Annotated in this window: 18 protein-coding genes; 7 read left to right on the top strand and 11 right to left on the bottom strand. The window is 68.1% G+C overall.

The window, feature by feature from the left end:
• Positions 1-13: 13 nt before the first annotated feature.
• On the bottom strand, positions 14-2,572 hold the full coding sequence (locus IM770_RS11195; RefSeq protein ID WP_203581219.1) for an ATP-dependent Clp protease ATP-binding subunit: 2,559 nt from the start codon (positions 2,570-2,572) through the stop codon (positions 14-16).
• Positions 2,573-2,763: 191 nt separating this feature from the next.
• On the opposite strand from IM770_RS11195, the gene IM770_RS11190 reads away from it, so the two are divergent.
• On the top strand, positions 2,764-3,135 hold the full coding sequence (locus tag IM770_RS11190) for a VOC family protein (RefSeq protein ID WP_203581218.1): 372 nt from the start codon (positions 2,764-2,766) through the stop codon (positions 3,133-3,135).
• Positions 3,136-3,201: 66 nt separating this feature from the next.
• On the opposite strand, the gene IM770_RS11185 is transcribed toward IM770_RS11190, so the two are convergent.
• Positions 3,202-3,666, bottom strand: coding sequence for a DUF3817 domain-containing protein (locus IM770_RS11185; protein ID WP_203581217.1), 465 nt, complete (start codon positions 3,664-3,666; stop codon positions 3,202-3,204).
• A gap of 63 nt (positions 3,667-3,729) precedes the next feature.
• A complete protein-coding gene (locus IM770_RS11180; RefSeq protein WP_203581216.1) occupies positions 3,730-4,149 on the bottom strand; it encodes a MarR family winged helix-turn-helix transcriptional regulator in 420 nt (139 codons plus the stop codon).
• 87 nt (positions 4,150-4,236) lie between these two features.
• Here IM770_RS11180 and IM770_RS11175 point away from each other — a divergent pair, with 87 nt between their 5' ends.
• Positions 4,237-5,337, top strand: coding sequence for a class I SAM-dependent methyltransferase (locus IM770_RS11175; RefSeq protein ID WP_203581215.1), 1,101 nt, complete (start codon positions 4,237-4,239; stop codon positions 5,335-5,337).
• 3 nt (positions 5,338-5,340) lie between these two features.
• Here the strand turns inward: IM770_RS11175 and IM770_RS11170 are convergent, their stop codons facing one another.
• Positions 5,341-6,021 (bottom strand): collagen-like protein, encoded by a 681-nt coding sequence (locus IM770_RS11170; protein WP_203581214.1) that lies wholly within the window; start codon positions 6,019-6,021, stop codon positions 5,341-5,343.
• A 642-nt stretch (positions 6,022-6,663) separates the two neighbouring features.
• Between IM770_RS11170 and IM770_RS11165 the strand changes: the two genes are divergently transcribed.
• Positions 6,664-8,757: an alpha/beta hydrolase domain-containing protein gene (locus IM770_RS11165; protein WP_203581213.1), complete on the top strand. Its 2,094-nt coding sequence runs from the start codon at positions 6,664-6,666 to the stop codon at positions 8,755-8,757.
• A gap of 93 nt (positions 8,758-8,850) precedes the next feature.
• Here IM770_RS11165 and ppk2 read toward each other — a convergent pair whose 3' ends face one another.
• The 5 genes from ppk2 to IM770_RS11140 all read right to left on the bottom strand — a co-directional run bounded on the left by ppk2 (position 8,851) and on the right by IM770_RS11140 (position 12,257).
• Positions 8,851-9,684 (bottom strand): polyphosphate kinase 2, encoded by an 834-nt coding sequence (ppk2, locus tag IM770_RS11160; RefSeq protein WP_203581212.1) that lies wholly within the window; start codon positions 9,682-9,684, stop codon positions 8,851-8,853.
• Between the two features lie 147 nt (positions 9,685-9,831).
• Complete coding sequence (locus IM770_RS11155; protein ID WP_203581211.1) at positions 9,832-10,002, bottom strand: CsbD family protein; 171 nt, start codon at positions 10,000-10,002, stop codon at positions 9,832-9,834.
• A 584-nt stretch (positions 10,003-10,586) separates the two neighbouring features.
• Positions 10,587-11,234: a hypothetical protein gene (locus tag IM770_RS11150; RefSeq protein ID WP_203581210.1), complete on the bottom strand. Its 648-nt coding sequence runs from the start codon at positions 11,232-11,234 to the stop codon at positions 10,587-10,589.
• A 466-nt stretch (positions 11,235-11,700) separates the two neighbouring features.
• On the bottom strand, positions 11,701-11,859 hold the full coding sequence (locus IM770_RS11145) for a hypothetical protein (protein ID WP_203581209.1): 159 nt from the start codon (positions 11,857-11,859) through the stop codon (positions 11,701-11,703).
• A 17-nt stretch (positions 11,860-11,876) separates the two neighbouring features.
• Entirely contained in the window at positions 11,877-12,257 is a 381-nt protein-coding gene (locus IM770_RS11140) for a VOC family protein (protein WP_203581208.1), read from the bottom strand.
• Between the two features lie 115 nt (positions 12,258-12,372).
• Here IM770_RS11140 and IM770_RS11135 point away from each other — a divergent pair, with 115 nt between their 5' ends.
• Positions 12,373-12,525, top strand: coding sequence for a hypothetical protein (locus IM770_RS11135; protein ID WP_203581207.1), 153 nt, complete (start codon positions 12,373-12,375; stop codon positions 12,523-12,525).
• Positions 12,526-12,737: 212 nt separating this feature from the next.
• Here IM770_RS11135 and IM770_RS11130 read toward each other — a convergent pair whose 3' ends face one another.
• Complete coding sequence (locus IM770_RS11130; RefSeq protein ID WP_239066081.1) at positions 12,738-13,364, bottom strand: hypothetical protein; 627 nt, start codon at positions 13,362-13,364, stop codon at positions 12,738-12,740.
• Between the two features lie 301 nt (positions 13,365-13,665).
• The gene (locus tag IM770_RS11125; protein WP_203581205.1) at positions 13,666-15,534 is read right to left on the bottom strand and encodes an alkyl/aryl-sulfatase; all 1,869 of its coding nucleotides are present in this window, start codon (positions 15,532-15,534) and stop codon (positions 13,666-13,668) included.
• A 320-nt stretch (positions 15,535-15,854) separates the two neighbouring features.
• Between IM770_RS11125 and IM770_RS11120 the strand changes: the two genes are divergently transcribed.
• The 3 genes from IM770_RS11120 to IM770_RS11110 all read left to right on the top strand — a co-directional run bounded on the left by IM770_RS11120 (position 15,855) and on the right by IM770_RS11110 (position 18,480).
• The gene (locus IM770_RS11120) at positions 15,855-16,799 is read left to right on the top strand and encodes a hypothetical protein (RefSeq protein ID WP_203581204.1); all 945 of its coding nucleotides are present in this window, start codon (positions 15,855-15,857) and stop codon (positions 16,797-16,799) included.
• Between the two features lie 150 nt (positions 16,800-16,949).
• Positions 16,950-17,507, top strand: a complete 558-nt coding sequence (locus IM770_RS11115) for an RNA polymerase sigma factor (RefSeq protein ID WP_203581203.1) — start codon at positions 16,950-16,952, stop codon at positions 17,505-17,507.
• Positions 17,494-18,480: a hypothetical protein gene (locus IM770_RS11110; RefSeq protein WP_203581202.1), complete on the top strand. Its 987-nt coding sequence runs from the start codon at positions 17,494-17,496 to the stop codon at positions 18,478-18,480. The genes IM770_RS11115 and IM770_RS11110 overlap by 14 nt, the downstream gene beginning before the upstream one ends.
• The last annotated feature ends 174 nt before the right edge of the window (positions 18,481-18,654 follow it).

The raw sequence follows: 18,654 nt of genomic DNA, 5'->3' as shown, positions 1-18,654 counted from the left end.
GTGGTGGGTCAGCTCATGCCGCGACCGCGAAGGGCGAACCCGCGACGACCGAGAGCGTCTCGCCCACGGCATCCACCGTCACCGTTCCGCCGTCCACGAGCGCACCCGTGACGAACAGGTCGGCGATGCGGTCGTCCACCTCGCGCTGGATGAGACGGCGCAGCGGCCGGGCACCGTACTCGGGTTCGTAGCCGTTGTCGGCGAGCCACGCCACCGCGCTGTCGGTCACGACGAGCTCGACCTCGCGCTTCGCGAGCCGGGCGTCGGATGCCGCGAGCAGGAGTCGCACGATGCTCTGCAGCTGCGGCTTCTCGAGCTTGCGGAACAGCACGATCTCGTCGATGCGGTTGAGGAACTCGGGCCGCATCGCCTCGCGCAGCTTGCCGAAGACGCGGTCGCGCAGATCCTTCTCCGAGCCGAAGCCGGTCGACCCGCCGCCGTCGGCCAGGAAGCCGATGGCGCCCCCGCGCGACGCGAGGAACTCCGAGCCGAGGTTCGACGTCATCACGACCACGGTGTTGCGGAAGTCGACCGTGCGCCCCTGACCGTCGGTGAGGCGGCCGTCGTCGAGCACCTGCAGCAGCAGGTTGAACACGTCGGGGTGCGCCTTCTCGATCTCGTCGAACAGCACGATCGAGTACGGGTTGCGCCGCACCCGCTCAGTGAGCTGACCGGCCTCGTCGTAGCCGACGTATCCCGGAGGGGCGCCGACGAGACGCGACACGGTGTGCCGCTCGCCGAACTCGCTCATGTCGAAGCGGATCACGGCGCCCGCGTCGTCGAACAGGCTCGAGGCCAGAGCCTTGGCCAGCTCGGTCTTGCCGACACCGGTCGGGCCGAGGAACAGGAACGAGCCGACCGGGCGGCGCGCGTCTCCCATGCCGGTGCGGTTGCGGCGCACAGCCTTGGCGACGGCCGTCACGGCGTCGTCCTGCCCGATGACGCGATCGTGCAGCTCGTCCTCGAGCGCGGCGAGGCGCTCGCGCTCGGTCTCGGTCAGGCGGTTCACCGGGATGCCGGTCGCCCGGCTGATCACGGCCGCGATCTCGGGCTCGTCCACCACGGCATCCGTCCGCACGGCGGCGCCGGCGGCGGTGGCGCGCTCGAGGCGCTCCTGCACCTCCGCGATCTGGTCGCGGATCTGCGACGCCTCCTCGTAGTGCTCCGCCGACACGGCGGCGTTCTTGTCCGCCTCCAGCGTCGCGAGCTGTTCGATCAGGCCGCTCACGTCCACCTTCGCACCGAGCCGCAGGCGCAGCCGGGCGCCCGCCTGGTCGATGAGGTCGATCGCCTTGTCGGGCAGCACCCGCTCGCTGAGGTAGCGGTCGCTCAGCTCGACGGCGGCGCGCAGCGCCTCGTCGGTGTAGACGATGCCGTGGTGCTCCTCGTACGCGGGCTTGAGCCCGCGCAGGATCAGGACGGCGTCCTCGATCGACGGCTCGCCCACGCGCACCGGCTGGAACCGGCGCTCGAGCGCGGGATCCTTCTCGATCACGCGGTACTCCTTGAGGGTGGTCGCCCCCACGAGGTGCAGGTCGCCGCGCGCGAGGCGAGGCTTGAGGATGTTGCCGGCATCCATGCCGCCGTCACCCGCGCCGCCGGCGCCCACGACGGTGTGCACCTCATCGATGAACACGATCAGCTCGCCCTTGTGAGCGGCGATCTCGTCCATCGTCTTGGTCAGGCGCTCCTCGAAGTCGCCGCGGTAGCGGGTGCCCGCGAGCATCGCAGGCAGGTCGAGTGCGACGACGCGCTTGCCGAGCAGCTGCTCCGGCACGTCGCCGTCCACGATCGCCTGCGCGAGGCCCTCGACGATCGCCGTCTTGCCGACGCCCGCCTCGCCCACGAGCACCGGGTTGTTCTTGGTGCGGCGGCTCAGGATCTCGATCGTCTGCTCGATCTCGTCGGCGCGACCGATGACGGGGTCGAGTTCGCCGTCGACGGCGCGGGCGGTCAGGTCGGTGCCGTACGTGTCGAGCATGGGGGTGTCGGATGCCGCGGCCTCGGTCCCGTGCCCCGACGGGGTCGAAGCGCCTGGCGTCACCGTCTCGCGTGCGCCCTGCGTCAGGGCCTCGGCGGTCACTCCGGCGCGGGCCAGCACATGGCCGGCAGGGGTGTCCTGCGCGAGCACCAGTGCGAAGAAGAGGTGCTCGGGGTCGACGTAGGTCGATCCGGACGACCGCGCGACCTGGAACGCGTGGAACAGCGCGCGCTGCACCGACGAGGTCAGCATCGCGCCGTCGACGTCGGCTTGGGACGATGCGGCCGGAAGCCGCTCCTCGGTGGCTCGCACGATCGCGTCGGCGTCCGCGCCGATGCGCTCGACAGCGTCGCGGGCGGGCGCCTCGGCGACGAGCACGCGGAGCACGTGCAGGGCGTCGAGCTCGCGCTGTCCGCGGTCGAGCGCGTACTTCCCGGCGCGCTGGAGCAGTTCCTGCGTGCGCGCGCCGAGGTAGCGGCTGAGGTCGATCGACCGCTCCGCACGCGCGCGCTCCCCCGCGAGATAGCGCGACAGGAACTCGTCGAACGAGCTCGCGTCGTCGCCGGGCTGGGGGGTGAAGTCTTCGGGCATTCCATCTCTCCTGAAACTTGAGTGGATGAGCATCAAGTTTTGAACTTGATACCTGCATTGTCAAGTTCAACCGCGCTGGACGGCAGGTATTCCCCGCCGACCCCGAATACGCGGAAGCCCGGCGGATGTCGCACACCGGGCATACCGTGGTGGCCGTTGGGGGACCCGCTTCAGAGACGAGAGGGAGCACCATGGACTGGAAGATCGAGCTCATCTACGTGCCGGTGACGGACGTCGACCGGGCGAAAGAGTTCTACGAGAGGATCGGATTCCACGCCGATCACGACCACACCCCCACCGACGGACTGCGGTTCGTGCAGATGACACCGCCCGGGTCTGCCTGTTCCATCGCCTTCGGCACCGGCCTCGGCAACGAGCTCGAGCCGGGTCGTCAGAACACGATCCAGGTGGTCGTGCCCGACGCCGACGAGGCCCTGGCGCACCTGCGCGCGAAAGGCGTCGAGGGGCGGGGCGTCGACGAGCAGGACTGGGGCCGATTCGTGCAGTTCGACGACCCCGACGGCAACACCTGGACCCTGCAGCAGCTTCCGGCCTGGAGCTGATCGACACCGCCGGCGAGCCGCCGCCGGCGGACGACGGCGCTCCGGCCGCCGGCTTGCCGCGCGCGCTCAGTCGCGCCCGCCGGGCGGGCCGACGATGAGCAGCACGACGAACAGCAGCACGACGGCGAGGGCGATGAGCGCACCGAGCACCCACGGGCGGCGCAGGAACCACCGCATGAGCCGGTCGTACCACGATCCGTCGCGCGGATCGTCGGTCTGCTCGAGCCGCCAGGCGCCGGCGAGCCGGCCGCTGCGCTGGAGCCACAGCTCGGCAGGGATCGTCGCGTACGGGATCACCGCGCTCACGAGCGCGACGGCCGTGGGGCCGACGCGCCAGCGATTGTTGAGCGCGACCAGGATCGCCGTCGCCCCGTAGGACAGGAAGACGAAGCCGTGGATGCCGCCGCCGATCGTGACGCCGAGCGCCCACCCGGTGGCGGCGCGGAGAACGAGGCCGGTGATGAGAAGGGTCCAGGAGATCACCTCCGCGATGGCGAGCGCGCGGAAGAGGGTGTGAGGATTCCGGAACACTCCTTCAGCCTAACTGAAGGAAGCCGGCCCCCCTGCCGGCGGGCGGTACGCCCGTCGGCCTCGTCATCCGGCGGCGAGGCCGAACGGCTTCTCGTGCAGACCCTCGAGCGCCGTGGCCAGCGCCGGAGCACCTGTCGTCAGGGCGCCGTCGAGCGCGGCGAGCCGCTGCTCGGCCGCCTGCAGCAGCTCCTCCCCGCGCCCCGTCACCCGGAGGTCCGAGGCGGCGCCGGCGTGCTTGGTCGCATCGGCGACGAGTCCGTCCGCGACCAAGGCCTGCACCGCGGTGTGCGCGGACTGCACGGTGATCTGCGATCGCCGAGCGAGCTCGCTGAACGAGATCCCCGGTGTCGCGTCGATGTGCGCCAGCAGGCCGTACTTGCGGGTGGTCAGGCCGAGGTCGCGCAGTTCGGAGCCCAAGTGACCGTCCCACACGCTCGCCACGGTGAGCAGAGCGATGACGGGGCTGAAGGGGCGCTCGGACACGCGCTAAATGTTAGCCCCGCCGCCGCGCGGGCGGGCGCATTCGTCACCCCGGGTCTGAGTGCCGCCGCCCGCAGGTAGCGTTGAGCGGTGACGTTCTCGTTGGAGTCCCTGCGCCGGTGGCCCGACGTCGAGGCTCCCGACCTCGTGGCGACGGATGCCGCAGACCGGCTGCTCCTCGACGAGTCGGCGTCCGCCCGCGGCGGCCTCGGCGACGGTCACCTCGTCGTGATCGGCGACGGCTACGGCGCGCTGACCCTGAGCGCGGCCGCGGGAGGCGGTCGCGGCATCCGTGTCCATCAAGACCCGCTCACCGGAGAGCGCGCGCTCGCGGCGAACGCCGAGCGCTTCGGCCTCGCAGGGACCTTCACGTCGATGCCGCTGTCGGCGGATCTCGTGCGGGATGCGCGTGTGGTGCTGCTGCGGCTGCCGCGCGCGCTCGACGCCCTCGACGACATCGCCGGCCTGATCGCCGCCCACGCGGCGCCGGGGGTCGTCGTCTTCGCCGGCGGGCGGATCAAGCACATGTCGGTCGCGATGAACGACGTGCTGCGCCGGCGGTTCGGCCGCGTGGACGTCTCGCATGCCCGGCAGAAGTCCCGCGTGCTGGTGGCCCGCGCACCGCACGACGGCGCCGACCCGGTGCCACGCCGTGCCGCGCACGATGGCATCGTGGTCTGCGCGTTCGGCGGGGCGTTCGCCGGCCCGACGATCGACATCGGCACGAGGTTCCTGCTCGAGCACCTGCCTCCCGTCACCGGCGATGCGATCGACTTCGCGTGCGGAACCGGCGTCGTGGCGGCGGCGCTGGCGCTGCGGCATCCGGATCTCCGCGTCATCGCGACCGACCAGTCCGCCGCCGCCGTCGCATCGGCGGTCGAGACGGCGGCCGCGAACGGCGTCGCCGACCGCATCGACGTCGTGCGTGACGACATGCTGAGCGCCCAGCCCGACGGCGGCTCGGGATTCATCGCACTCAATCCGCCGTTCCACTCCGGGGCGGCGGTGCACGAGGGCATCGCGCCGCGGATGTTCGCTGAAGCGGCGCGCGCGCTGCGCCCGGGCGGCGAACTGTGGACCGTGTGGAACTCGGCGCTGCGCTATCGGCCGTCGCTCGAGAGCGCGGTCGGTCCGACGCGGCAGATCGCCCGCAACGCGAAGTTCACGGTCACGGCGTCGATCCGGTCCTGAGATCTACTCCTCGGAGGTGGCCTCGGGTGCGGGCGCCGGATCCGGACCGAACAGCCGCCACTCTTCCCCGTCGCATTCGTAGAACTGCACTGTCACGGTGTCGATGAAGATGTCGCCGTCAGCGGTGCAGTCGTCCGGGTCAGGCTCCGAGGTCCCGAGCGACACCTGCGTTCCCGGCGTCCCCGGCGCTCCGGTGGGCCCCTGCTCGCCCTGCGGCCCCTGCTCGCCCTGCTCGCCCTGGGCACCCTGCTCGCCCCGCGGGCCCTGCTCTCCGGTGAGATTCTCGGCGGCCGACTGGCGGATGTTGCCCACGAAGGTCCAGTCGTCCTGGAACAGGTAGACGTCCGCCGTGAGGATGTCGATGTAGACGTCGCCCTCGTAGCCCTTGCCCGACTCGGGTGCGCCCGATCCGGCGCGCACCGCTGAGCCGGCCGGCAGGATCTCTGCCAGGACGTCCTCGTACTCGGGCGCGATCGTCGGCTCCGCCGACGTCGTCGGCGCCGGCTCCTGCTCCGCGGTGTCGACCGATCTGGCCAGCCACGAGCCCAGGAACGCCGCGAAGAACGACAGCAGCACGATGCCCAGTCCGAACCACACCAGCGTGCCACGCGTGACCGGCGCGGCCGGGTGGGGCCCCGGAGGCGCGGGTGACGAGGCCCCGGTCGATTCCGCGCCTTGTTCCACGGCAAGTCCCCTTTCACCGCGCACCGCTTCGGCGTCCGAACCCCCACAGCCCAGCGCCGATGTCACCACTTTAGGAACGCGCGCGCTCCGTGTCACCTGGTTTCCGGAATTCGGTTTCCAGACCGAGGCCAGCAATACCACGGTTCGCCACGCGGCTCCTGCCGCGGAGATCACCGCAGGGTGCCGGTGGGCTCTTACCGAAGAGCGACGACGTCGCCGGCGGTCGCGGAACCGGCGGGGACGCGGCACGGGAGCAGGAGCGACGCCGGCGGGTCGTTGCCTGCATCGGCGGCCATCACGAGGGCGGGGAAGCGCGGGGAGATTGACCGGGGGGCCGACGCGAGAATGCCGGCACCCCCGGTAGCCGTGAGCTCGGGACTCTCGGCCGGGGTGCCGGACCGGGGCTCCGGCGATATCCCCCACTCAAGAGACACCGCCCCGGGGTATCTATTACGCGACTTCCGCAGATTGCTCCCGCCCGTGAAGAGCGCTGGGTCGATCAACCGGACACCGGATGCAGGTCCTCGCGATCCGCCGTTCCATCCAGCGGTCGACCGGTCGCCGCGGCACGCCCTCGACGGGTACCGTCGCACGACCTCGCGGCCATCGCGGGGCGTCCCCCTCGATGACGAAGGAGTCATTGTGCACCGATCACCGTTCGCAGTGGAATGGCGGCAGCGACGACGCATCCGCCGCCGCCGATCCGCCTTCTCCGACGCGCGCCGCGCCATCGCCGCCGTCGCCGCGTTCGCCGTGGCTGCCGGAGCGCTCGTGGTCGCGCCCGCGGCAGGCGCGGCCGAGCCCGCCGTCGACGAGTCGCTGTTCCCGGTACCGGACGTCCGCGGGCCGATCCCCTCCGCCGTCGGCGACCCCGCCGTCGGCCACACGTTCATGTCATCGGACCTCGTCGGCCACCACGACTACACCGAGACCGAGTTCCTCTACAGCGGCACCGCCAACCGCTACAACGCCACCGTCGCCGGCGGCATCGGCTCGCGCGCGACGCCGTCGCCGACCGCCGACATCGTCTCGTCCGGACACCCGTACACCACTCGCATGGTCGTCCGGCGGCCGGCGAACGCCGGCGACTTCAACGGCACCGTCATCGTCGAGTGGCTCAATGCAACGTCGGGCTACGACGTCGAGGCGATGTGGTACCGCACCCACGACCAGATCATGCGCGAAGGCGCCGTCTGGGTCGGCATCACCGCACAGAGCGTGACCATCACGAATCCGACCCTCGGTCTGAAGCAGTTCGACCCCGTCCGCTACGGAGGCCTCGACCTGACGGCGGGCGGCCAATTCACCTCCGGCGACCCTCTCTCGTACGACGTCTACGGCCAGGGCATCCAGGCCGTGCGCCACGCCGGCGTGCTGGGCGACATCGAGGATGAGATCCAGACCGTCGTCTCGGCGGGCGTCTCGCAATCCGCGGGCAGGCTGTCGGTGTTCACCAACGCGATCCAGACGCGGGGCGAGCCGGTCGCCGACGCTGCGCTCCTCTTCATCGGCGGCGAGAAGATGCGGGATGACCTCCCCATCCCGGTCTTCAAGGTCTATTCCGAGTCCGAGAGCGCGACCGCGGTCTTCAACACCCTGCAGCCCGACACCGACGGCATGCGCACCTGGCACGTGACGGGCACCACGCACTCCGACTGGCAGTCGATGATCGTGCGCTACCCGGAGCTCATCCGGGACCAGCCGACGGCCGCGCTGGTCGACACCTGTGCACAAGGGCCGACGCGCAGCCGCATCCCCGAGCGTTATACGTGGGCTGCCGCCACCGCGCACCTGGTGACGTGGGCGCGGGACGGTGTGGCGCCGCCCACCGCGCCTCCCCTCTTCACGCCGCAGGGGACGGTCGAGAGGGATGCGTACGGGAACGCCCTCGGCGGACTGAGGCTGGCACCCGTCGAAGTGCCGATCGCGAAGGCGGCCGCCGGGTGCGGACTGAACGGCATCTATGTGCCCTTCGACACCGCGACCTTGAACTCGCTCTACCCCGATCGCGGCAGCTACCTCGAGCCGTTCTTCGCTGCGGTCGAGCAGAACGTCGCGGCGGGTTACGTGCTGCCGGCCGACGGCGAGGAGATGTGGGCGAACGCGCAGTCCTCGATCATCGGCCGTGGGCTGACCTGCGAAGAGCTGTGCATGAACGTCTCGCAGTTCCCCGCGTTCCCGTCGACGCAGTCGCTGCGTGACCAGGTCGCTTCGTTCTCCCTCCCCGGCGGCGCCCAGCTCGTCGAGCTGGCGGACCGCGCGACGCTGTCGATAGCGAAGGGACAGACGGATGCCGCGACCAAGGGCAAGGAGTATGCCAAGGCGATCAGCGTGCTCAGCCACTTCCAGGAACTGGCCGCGCGCGCACAGCGGGAAGGGCGGGCCACCGCGGGGCAGTCGGAACTGCTGGGCGATTTCGCCGGGGTCCTGATCACCCGGCTGAGCTACGCCGACGTCGAGCTCGCCGTCGAGAGTCGGTGCACCGGGCCACAGGCCCGCCTCACGGTGACCGCCGAGAACACCGGCAGCGTCGAGGGTCGGATCGACATCACCTCGCCGCACGGATCGACGTCCGCGAACGACGCCCGGGTCGACAAGGCGGTGAAGGAGACGTTCTCCGCGGGAACGCGGCAACTGGCTGCGGGCTCCGTCGAGGCCACCATCACCGCGGTCGTCGACGGCGCCACCGTCATCGACACCGCCACGGTGCCGTACGAGGCGCTCAGCTGCGGCTGACCCGCCAAGCCGACAGGGACGGCGTGCGCCGCGGATGCCCCGCGTCACGCCGCCCCCGTCGTGCAGCGTGTGTGGGGGCAGCGTTACCGGCTCTCAGCTGGCCTTTTTGCCGAGTTCGGCGGCGAGGTCGGCGACGTAGCGGAACTGGTCGATGGGTGGTCGCTCGTAGTCGTCTGCCTTGGGGCGGTCTGGGATCGTGATCTTCGGCCGGTCCAGGTGGCGGTAGGGAACCGTCTCGAGGAGGTGGTTGATCGCGTTCAGGCGAGCGCTGCGCTTGTCGTCGCTCTCGACGACCCACCACGGGGAACCCGGTGTGTCGGTGGCGGCGAACATGGCGTCCTTCGCGCGGGAGTAGTCCTCCCACCGGCGAATCGACTCCAGGTCCGTCGGCGAGAGCTTCCACAGCTTCATCGGGTCTTCGCGCCGGGCGATGAAGCGCGCTTGCTGTTCCTCGTCCGAGACCGAGAACCAGTACTTGATCAGGATGATGCCGTCCTCGATGAGCTGCTGCTCCAGGATCGGTGCCTGCCGCAGGAACCTGTGGTACTGCTCATCCGTGCAATAACCCATGACCCGCTCGACCCCGGCGCGGTTGTACCAGGACCGGTCCATCAGCACGATCTCACCCGTGCTGGGGAGATGCTCGATGTACCGCTGGAAGTACCACTGGCCGCGCTCGCGCTTGGACGGCTTGTTGAGGGCGACCACGCGTGTGTGCCGGGGGTTGAGGTACTTGGTCACCCGTTTGATCGCTCCGCCCTTGCCGGCGGCGTCACGGCCTTCGAAGATCACCAGGACGCGCGCGCCCGATTTGGCCACCCATCGCTGCATCTCCACCAGCTCGACCTGAAGACGCTTCAGCTCGGCCTTGTACAGATCGTCGGGCAACCCCTGCACCGACTTCTTCGCACTGCTTTTCTTCGCCATGACTCCCCCTGTGTGCCGACCCCTCGGCGATTGCCGCGCGTTCCTGTCACCGCCTGCCGTCCGCCGAAGTCAGCGGAGACACGGGGCGCAGGTGTGCCGAAATGCAGAAGCGTCTCCCGACAAGGAGACGCTTCTGCAGTGACACGCTTACTTGAACGCGTCTTTCACGTTCTCGCCGGCCTGCTTCAGGTTCGCCTCGGTCCGGTCGGCGTGCCCCTCGGCTTCAAGACGCTCGTTGTCGGTGGCGTCACCGACGGCTTCCTTCGTCTTGCCGGCCGCCTCCTGGGCAGCGTTCTTGATCTTGTCGTCGAGTCCCATGTCGGTTCCTTCCGTCGGATCCGGGGTTCACCCGGGCGGTTCCACGCTAGAGACCTTCGCCGACCTCGGCCAGGGCTTGCATTGCGCCCCGAGTTGGGGCAGGGCGGCACTCGCCAACCGTTGTCGAGATGACCCGAATCGGATTCCACCAGCTGTCGATGTCGCCGACGCTCCAATCTGACGTGTTAACGACGGGGTGGTTTCCAGTGACGGTCGCAACGAGGGCCATCCGAAAGGGGTTCTCAATTGTCATCTCGTCGTGTTCCGAAGGGTCCGGGTCGCCGCCCGATGACGGACAAGCGCCGGCAGCTTCTCGAGCTACTCAACCGCCGACTCCGCATCGCCCTCGGTGACCGAGCGCCAGCCGACCTCTTCGCGGCACTGCTATCCTCCGGGAATCCGCCCTCGTTGCGATGACTGCTGGAATACAAGCCGTCGCTATGGCCTCGTTTTCAACCGTCGCCGACAGTACAACCGCAGTTTGCATGCGCGTTGCGGGACGGAACACCCCCGAACGACAGCGGGTCCCAATACGAGCCACACGGCCCTCAGTGCCGTCTCAGGGGATGATCAACTCCCGGCAGTCAACCGTCGACGTAATTGGTAGGCGCACAGTACGTGAGCGGTGTGATCTCGCTTCGATGTAGTTCAGGTCGAGTCAGCGACGCAGCATCCGTCGGCTGCGGGGCGGACTCGCCAGCTTGCGGTGGGCCGCTTGTCCCCCGCCACCAGCGATTGCCCTGCGGGTCCGTGTAGTGAAGGCGTAGCCGCACCTCGGTGACGCCGGCGAGGTCACCGCTGTCATATAGGGCGTCTTCATCGACGATCGACACCTCGTGGCAGGGCGGAAGGGGGCCGACCTCGACAAGAACTACCTCCGACGTTTTGTTCTGGTCACGGACAAGCTGGACTTCGACCGTGACGTCAGTGACCGGCAAACGCCCGTAGTTCTGGACGCGAGTTGGTGTATCTGCGAAAACACTCCAACTACCTCCGGCCCCGCCGCTGATCGGCACGTCGGCTGGTTCGCCCAGGATGAGAACTTGATCGGCTGTGGCTCGCTTGAGGGCCTGCTCCTGGCGCTCTGCGCTCTGAGTGGCGCTCACCGCCTGCCACGTTGCGACGGCTGCCGCCGCGAGCGATACCACCAAAGCGAGCACTTCGACAGTTTTCGCTCTGGGGCGCCAAGGCTCGGACGCGTCACCGGGTCCCGCGGCCGTCCCTTCAGCCATGAAGCTAAGCGTAAACCTCCCAATAGCGCCCCTCATCTCGGAGGAATAAAGCGCTCAGCGTATGACCAAGCGTGCGTAGCGCACGGCATCGCCGGGCAGTGCGTACGATGACGGGGCGCATGTTTGGTCACCAATGTGAGGCGAAGGCGCGACTGGCGCAGACTCGCTGGAACGCGCGCCCGAAAACAGCAGAGGCAGACGATCAGCCTTCGAGGTCACGCCACACGTGGACGCGAAGGGTGAAGAGCTTGCGTTTCACCATCCGTGCACTTGGCGCTGACCGACGGACGCTTCGCATGCTGGACGAGCACGAGGACTGGTCGGCGTGCAAGCAACGTTACTGCGGAGACGGATTTGGAAGCAGTAGCCGGCAGCAGTGCTGGCTGGATCGGGGTCGTCAACCGTTCGCCGAGAACGAGACAGTGGCGGGACTTGAACCCGCTGCTCACTGCATCCGGAGGGTCCGTCAGGGCGCTTCGGCAACGATGATGATCAGGCGTGATGTGTCGTCGAGCGGGCGTCGATCCCGGTCGCCGTACACGTGGGTGATCTCGAAGCCGGCGGCTTGGACCTGGCTTCTGAGCACACTATCGTCGCGGAATGCGAAGGCAGCCTCCTCGGTCACCGTGTCTCCCGTGCTACTTAGGAGGTTGACCACACGCCGAGTTCGTTGCCGCTTGGGTCGAGGAAGTGGAAGCGGCGGCCGCCGGGAAACTCATACGGACCGTTCACGACGGTGCCACCGGACTCGGTGACGCGCTCGACGGCGTCGTCGAGGTCTTCGGCGTAGAGGAGGACGAGGGGGCCGCCTCGGGTGACTGTCTCTGCGAGGATCAGTCCGCCGGCTTCTTCGCCTTCGCTTCCCAGTTCAGCCGTGGTGCGGATGCCCGAGTATTGGTCGCCGTATGTGGTGAATGTCCATCCGAAGGCGGCGCCGTAGAAGTCTCGAGCGGCGTGCATGTCAGTGACGGAGATCTCGACGTAGTCGATCGTGAGCGGCATTAGGTGCGAGTGCGCGGTCATGCGCTCATCATCGAGCACACTGCCGACATCGCGCTTTGATCTGCGCGGGTGAGAGTCGTCCACCGCGCCTGTGGAGAGTCGACTCGGCCAGCAGCATTTTCGCTACGTTCAACCCATGTTCTTTGGGTTCGACGGGTGGATCATGCTGTTCCTTATCTACGGTGGAGGACTCGCCATCATCGCCGTCGCGCTCTACTTCGTAGTGCGGCTTGCAGTTGGTCATGCGCTCAAGGCCCACACCAGGTGGACCGACCAAGGCAAGCCCTGAGCGCTCCGCGCGAGCGCTCGCGGGCGGGTCGCTCGGCGAGCCATGCGCGGTGGTGGCCCGTCGACGTTCGCTGTTCGCGACTCGCGATCACCGGTCGCCACTCGTGCGACGCCCGCAGGGGAATGTCGTCTGGTCTGTTCTATCTGGGCGCGGGCGGCTTGTCGCTGCATGTCCGGCGTTGGCTGCTGCCCGGCGGCCGGTGTGCGGTGGGCTCAGATCTTGATGGGGAAGGTGAGCATGATCACGATGCCGACGATCCCGACCACGATGCCGAGACCCAGGAGGACGCGGCGGATCCAGGGCGCGATGTCGCGTTGCGAGATGGCGGTCAGGAACAGCACGAGAGCGAAGAGCACGGTGAGTAGCGAGTAGTTGTCGCCGCGCTGATTGTTCTCGAGCGCCTCGGCGAACTTCGCGTCCGCGGTCGCCGCGAACTCCGCTGCCTCCTCGGTGCCCGGAGGAACGTACTCTTCCATCGCGAGCGGTCCGCGTTCGGTGCGGTCGCCGGCTATCCAGGCGTCGAACGCGACAGCGAACTCGGGAGTGAACCGCTCCTCGACGAACTGCGTCAGGTCTTCCCGGCCGTCGGCCTCGGCGAGCACCCACTCGGTGAACATCGACAGGTCGTACAGGCGTGCGTCCCGGGCGGTGCCCTCCGCGGCGGTGGCCTGGATGCGTGCGCTGGAGGCCTGGCTGAAGGCGATCGACATCTCGCCGCCCCATTTGGATGCCTCGAACCCACACCACGCGGTCAGCACGGCCGTGATCGACAACACGAAGACGGTCACGATGTCGAGGATCCGGCTCTCGCGCTCCGCGGCGGTTGCGGCATCCGTCATCCGTCTCTCCATTCGGTCGGCCAGGCTGTCCCCGTTGCATCAGTCTGTCGAATCCATGCGGGATGCGGCGAGCGTTTGCCAGAGCGCCCCGTCCGCGACACTGACGCGCGTCGGCGCACGATGTGCCTTGCCGCGCATCTGAGCCACTCGAGCAAGGACGATTCCGTCGAGTTCCGAGCGGCCCAACGCGTGAGGCGTCAGTCGTCGGTCCGGCGCATCTGATGCGGATTCGTCGCCCGGGGTGTCGAACGCCGGTCCGGCGGGCGAGGACCGGCGGCTGGGGGCCGCCGGTCCAGGGTCCTCAGGGTGTGACGATGTTGAAGGACTTGTCGCCAGGATCGAGCACGGCCTGCAGCTGCTGCACCACCCCGATGTCACCGACGATGTCGACTCCCGGAGAAGTGGTGTCTCCGCTGAAGAGTGCGAGCAGGCGGGGCTTGGTCAGAGTCAGGTGCAGCTGTGCGTCGCCGGCCGGCTCCTTCGGGACGTAGGTGAGAAGCCCGTTGCGGAGGGTGAGGCGGAAGGACTGACCGAGATCGGTGAGGGTGATGTCGATCGTGAGGTGCAGATCCCACGCCTTCGGCCCGTCGATGGTGATCGCGATCGCGTCGAACAACTGCTCCGGGGTGAGCCGCGCAAGGACACCGGGGGCGTTCGTCTCGGTCGGAGTGCCGAAGTTCCCCTCGCGCAGTTCGGTCGCACCGGCGAGGAAGAAGTTCCGCCACGGGCCGTTCTCCGCCCCGTAGCCGAGCTGCTCGAACGTGTCGGCCAGCAGCGCCTTCGCGGCGCCGTTGTCCGGCTCCGCGAAGACCGCGTGATCGAGCAGCGTCGCCGCCCACCGATAGTCGCCCTCATCGAACGCGGCCTGCGCCTGCGCGATGACCTGGTCGATACCACCGAAGCCCTTCACGTAGCGCTTCGCGGCCTCGATCGGCGGGTGCGGCCACAGCCGCGCCGGGTTGCCGTCGAACCAGCCCAGGTACCGCTGGTAGATCGCCTTCACGTTGTGGCTGACCGAGCCGTAATACCCACGCGTGCTCCACCCCTCCAGGGCCGGGGGAAACTCGATCGCCTCCGCGATCTCCGGTCCGGTCAGTCCCTTGTTCAGCAGCCGAAGCGTCTGGTCATGGATGTACCCGTACAGGTCCCGCTGCGTCTCGAGGAAAGCGCGGATGTCGTCGGTGCCCCACGTGGGCCAGTGGTGCGACGCGAACAGCACGTCGGTGCGGTCGGCGTACAGTTCGATCGCCTCGGTGAGGTACTGCGACCACATGTGCGGGTCACGGACCACCGCGCCCCGGAGGGTGAGGAGATTGTGGAGGTTGTGAGTGGCGTTCTCGGCCATGCACAGCACCCGCAGCTGCGGGAAGAAGAAGTGCATCTCCGCGGGCGCCTCCGTGCCCGGCGCCATCTGGAACTCGATATCCACCCCGTCGACCGTGTGCGTCTGACCGGTGGTCGTGATCGTGAGGGTCGGCTCGATGAGCGTCACCTCGCCCGTGGACAGCGTCATCCCCAAGCCGGCACCCAGCTGCCCCCGAGGACCGCGTGCGAGGGCAGCTCCGTACATGTAGCCGGCGCGACGGTTCATGGCGACACCGGCGTACACGTTCTCTGAGACCGCGTGCTCGAGGAAACCGTCGGGCGCGATGATCTCCACCGCCCCGGAGGCGACCTCCTCCGGTGTGACAACGCCCAGCACACCGCCGTAGTGGTCGGCGTGGCTGTGGGTGAAGATCACCGCCTTTACCGGACGGTCGCCGCGGAACTTGCGGTACAGCGCGAGCGCGGCCGCACCGGTCTCCTTCGACAGCAGCGTGTCTACGACGATCACCCCGTTGTCGGTCTCGATCAGGGTCATGTTCGACAGATCCAGACCACGCACCTGGTACACCCGGTCGGCGAGCTCGAACAACCCGTGGGTGCGCATCAGCGTCGACTGCCGCCACAGGCTCGGGTTCACACTCGATGGTGCGTCACCGTCGACGAAATCGAACGACGACGCATCCCACACCACCTCACCGGCAGCATTGCGGATCTCCGGGTCGTCCAGCGTGCCGACGAACCCACGCGCGTTCGCGTCGAAGTCCGCGGTGTCATCGAACGGCAACGTCGACAGCAACGCGCCGTTGCTCTGCTCGATGGTCGGCGAGGGGTCTAGCTGATCCATAATCATCCTCTCTGGCGGGCGGAAGCACCCACCGTCCACCCTCCCGAACCCACACGCCCAGCGCAACCGGATACGACCGCCATCAGCCGATCGCGCCCCGATACGGATCACCGGAGGTGTCCCAGCCGCGCACACCGACAGCGCCCGCAGACGGTCCTTCACCGGGCGTGAACCCTGGCGCGGATCACTCAAACGTCGCCGCCCTCGGCGAGCCGGTCTAGCGTTGCTTTCTCAGAAATCTCGTTGCTCAGTGTCAGGATCTGCGGCGATCCCCAACCTTGCAGGGTGAGAGCTACCGAGCTTGGAAGAGAGTGTGCAGCGTGATCCCCGCCCGTCCCATCGCCCTTCTCGCCGTAGTCGGCGTGATGCTTCCCCTCGCAGCGTGCGCGTCAGCGGCGGGCTACTCGCCCTCGACGGCGACGACGACTGCCTCGTCCGTGGAGGTCGAGCTGCCGCCGCAGGATCGTTCTCGGTGGGTCATGCCGCTCGATCAGTTCCAAGATCCGTCGGCGGACGCACTTCTCAGCTATGCCGAGAACCTGCTGGTCGCGGATTGCCTGGAGGGGGAGGGCATCAACTGGCCGATTCCGTGGCAACCGACCGACAACGAAAGCTACCTCGAGCCGCACGCCAACATCTCTGGCTTCCCCGCGCTCACCGTTGCTCTCGCAACGGAGTCCGGATATCACGTCAACTTCAACCCCGGCTGGAGAGGAGGCTCCCATGACTCCAGCCAGGAGCTGAACGCCATCGCGCTCTCGACGCCGGGTTTCGAGCCGGTCTTCGGGTCGTGTCTCGAGGAGGCGCGCGAGCAGGTGCCCAGTCTCGCTGTGAGCGAGTCTACGAACCGACTGCTTGGGTGGAGAGCCGAGACGGACTTTCTGGCAGATGACCCTCCTGCTGTCGTCGACGCGGGGGCGCGGTGGCAGCAATGCCTGAAGGACGCGGGCTACGCGTCGGTGCCCGCCTCACCGTACGAGAAGGACGAAGACGACGCCTTCATGCCTTCCGACGAGTTGATGGCTGAGCTCGGAATCCCGCCTCGCCAGTCTGAGTTGACGCAGCAGGAGATAGACCTTGCGGTGGCCGACGCTTCGTGTCGGGAATCCTCGGGCTGGGCGGAGGCGTACTACCACGCGGTATGGGATGCGCAGGCAAAGCTCGTGTCGGAGCATGCCGACGAGCTGGTCCGCATTCGTGAAGAGTGGGAACAAGCACGCGAGGTGGTGCTCGATGTGGTCGCTGACCACGCGCCTGAGCAGTGAGCCGCGTCAGGCGACCACGGCGGCACACGTTCGGCCGGTCGATGCCCTTCGCAGCGAATGTCACGATGTCGTGTCAGGATCGGGCGGCGCCAGCAACCTTCCTTGATGAACTCTCCACACAGCACACCGACCATGACGGGAAGGGGGCGGGTGAACGATCGACGCATCGCCTTCGAGGCGCTCTTCACAGAACACCACGCCGCCGTGCTGCGGTATGTGGAGCGGCGCGTTGATGACCGAGAACAAGCCCGCGAACTGACCATGGACTGCTTCGAGATCGCCTGGCGCCGTTACGACCCCGGTGCGCCGTTCAGTCGCCCTTGGTTGCTGCAAACCGCTCGCAACCTCGTCGGCGACTCCTATCGCCGCCGCGACCGCGAACGTGAGGGAATGCAAACCCTCGCCGCAGCGGCCGACGGGCCGGACACAACTTTCCGAAACGTCGACTTGCGTCTCGCCCTGCGACACCTGCCGGCCGCGGATCGGGAGATCCTCGAGCTGTTCTACTGGGACGGGCTGGCCGCACCCGAGATCGCCGAAGTCGTCGGATGCCGCACCTCAGCGGCCTGGAAGCGACTCAGCCGGGCACGAGATGCCCTCCGATCACTACTCGCAGAACCCCGCGAACTACACACCCGCTCCGCACCCACCCCGAGTGGCACCGCGCGGCAAGTGGGAGGAGGTGCGATGGGTTATGTCATGGACTGACGACAAGATCGCGCAGGCCATGCGCGACATCGACCCCGCGATGACGGCACCGGACGCAACCCCGCTCCCCGGAGACTGGGCCCGGATGCGGAGCATCATGATCTACGCCTCGCCGCAGCGAAGCGTCCTCCGTTCCATCGCCCGCTGGGGGTGGACCGTGCCGGTTGCCGCGGCAGCGGTCGTTGTCGCGCTCACGGCAGGACCGATTGCCGCAACACCCTCTTACGCCGCCACGCCGCCACCGCTCGCGACCCGGCCGCTTGACGACACCATCGACGATGTCATCAGCGAGTCCCTCGACATTCTCCGGGCGGCGACAGCAACGACACCATCACGGGACGCCGAGGTCGTCCGATGGTCATTGCGGGAGGACGGCGCCGACGATCCGGTCATCGTGCCGGAATGGCAAGAATGGGTGTGGAACCCGGACGGCACGGGTTACCTGTCAGCCAGAGCCGGCGCCCCATACTCGGTCACTGACGATGGGAAGATCGTCGAACCGGTCGGAGATTCACCCGATGAAGGCGACCCGATCGAGCGGGCCACGTCCTCCCAACGCGACTTCGGCTTCTTCCCCGACGAGCCGCCGGTGGATGCTCGCGAGATGCGCGACTACCTCACCGTTCACGCACACCTCCCCGACGATGCGGACGCGCTCGCCTTGTGGGGCGCGATCAGCCTGCTTCGAGACGAATGGACAATCACCGCGGACCAGCAGGCGGCCGCGCTTGAGATCCTCGCCGCCGCAGGGGGATTGAGCCTGCTAGGCACTGTTGAAGATCGATTCGGCCGCGACGGCATCGCACTCTCCGTGACTTCCACCAGCCGTCACCAATTCGGCGCCACCATCGTGCTCGAGGAAGCCAGCCGCCAGATCATCGCCGCCGACATCATCTACAAGGGCGGTAGCGACCGCCTCGACCTCGATACCGGATCCGTCATCGAGTACTCCGCCTGGCTCCTGCCTCGCTGACACCGGGGGCCACCTCAGCCTTGCGGCCGTCCTGCGTGAGGGAGAGGCAACTCGAGCCGAACTGGGATGACGTGAGCAGTCGTCGCGCGTCCTTTGAACCGTGGGGCGACGTGCGCCTGCAAGTGGACGCGCGCGAGTCGACGCAGCAAATTGCGAGCGTCATTCTGTCGCAGT

The organism is Microbacterium hibisci (assembly GCF_015278255.1).
GTDB classification, from domain to species: Bacteria; Actinomycetota; Actinomycetes; order Actinomycetales; family Microbacteriaceae; genus Microbacterium; species Microbacterium hibisci.
Note: the sequence above shows the minus strand (reverse complement) of the source record. Positions and strands in the feature narration are given on the sequence as shown.

Bases quoted from the DNA above. Each gene is read 5' to 3' on its own strand.
- IM770_RS11155 (WP_203581211.1), bottom strand. From the start codon at position 10,002: ATGGGACTCGACGACAAGATCAAGAACGCTGCCCAGGAGGCGGCCGGC.
- IM770_RS11110 (WP_203581202.1), top strand. From the start codon at position 17,494: ATGTCATGGACTGACGACAAGATCGCGCAGGCCATGCGCGACATCGAC.
- IM770_RS11195 (WP_203581219.1), bottom strand. From the start codon at position 2,572: ATGCCCGAAGACTTCACCCCCCAGCCCGGCGACGACGCGAGCTCGTTC.
- IM770_RS11150 (WP_203581210.1), bottom strand. From the start codon at position 11,234: ATGGCTGAAGGGACGGCCGCGGGACCCGGTGACGCGTCCGAGCCTTGG.
- ppk2 (WP_203581212.1), bottom strand. From the start codon at position 9,684: ATGGCGAAGAAAAGCAGTGCGAAGAAGTCGGTGCAGGGGTTGCCCGAC.
- IM770_RS11130 (WP_239066081.1), bottom strand. From the start codon at position 13,364: ATGACGGATGCCGCAACCGCCGCGGAGCGCGAGAGCCGGATCCTCGAC.
- IM770_RS11190 (WP_203581218.1), top strand. From the start codon at position 2,764: ATGGACTGGAAGATCGAGCTCATCTACGTGCCGGTGACGGACGTCGAC.
- IM770_RS11140 (WP_203581208.1), bottom strand. From the start codon at position 12,257: ATGACCGCGCACTCGCACCTAATGCCGCTCACGATCGACTACGTCGAG.
- IM770_RS11125 (WP_203581205.1), bottom strand. From the start codon at position 15,534: ATGGATCAGCTAGACCCCTCGCCGACCATCGAGCAGAGCAACGGCGCG.
- IM770_RS11135 (WP_203581207.1), top strand. From the start codon at position 12,373: ATGTTCTTTGGGTTCGACGGGTGGATCATGCTGTTCCTTATCTACGGT.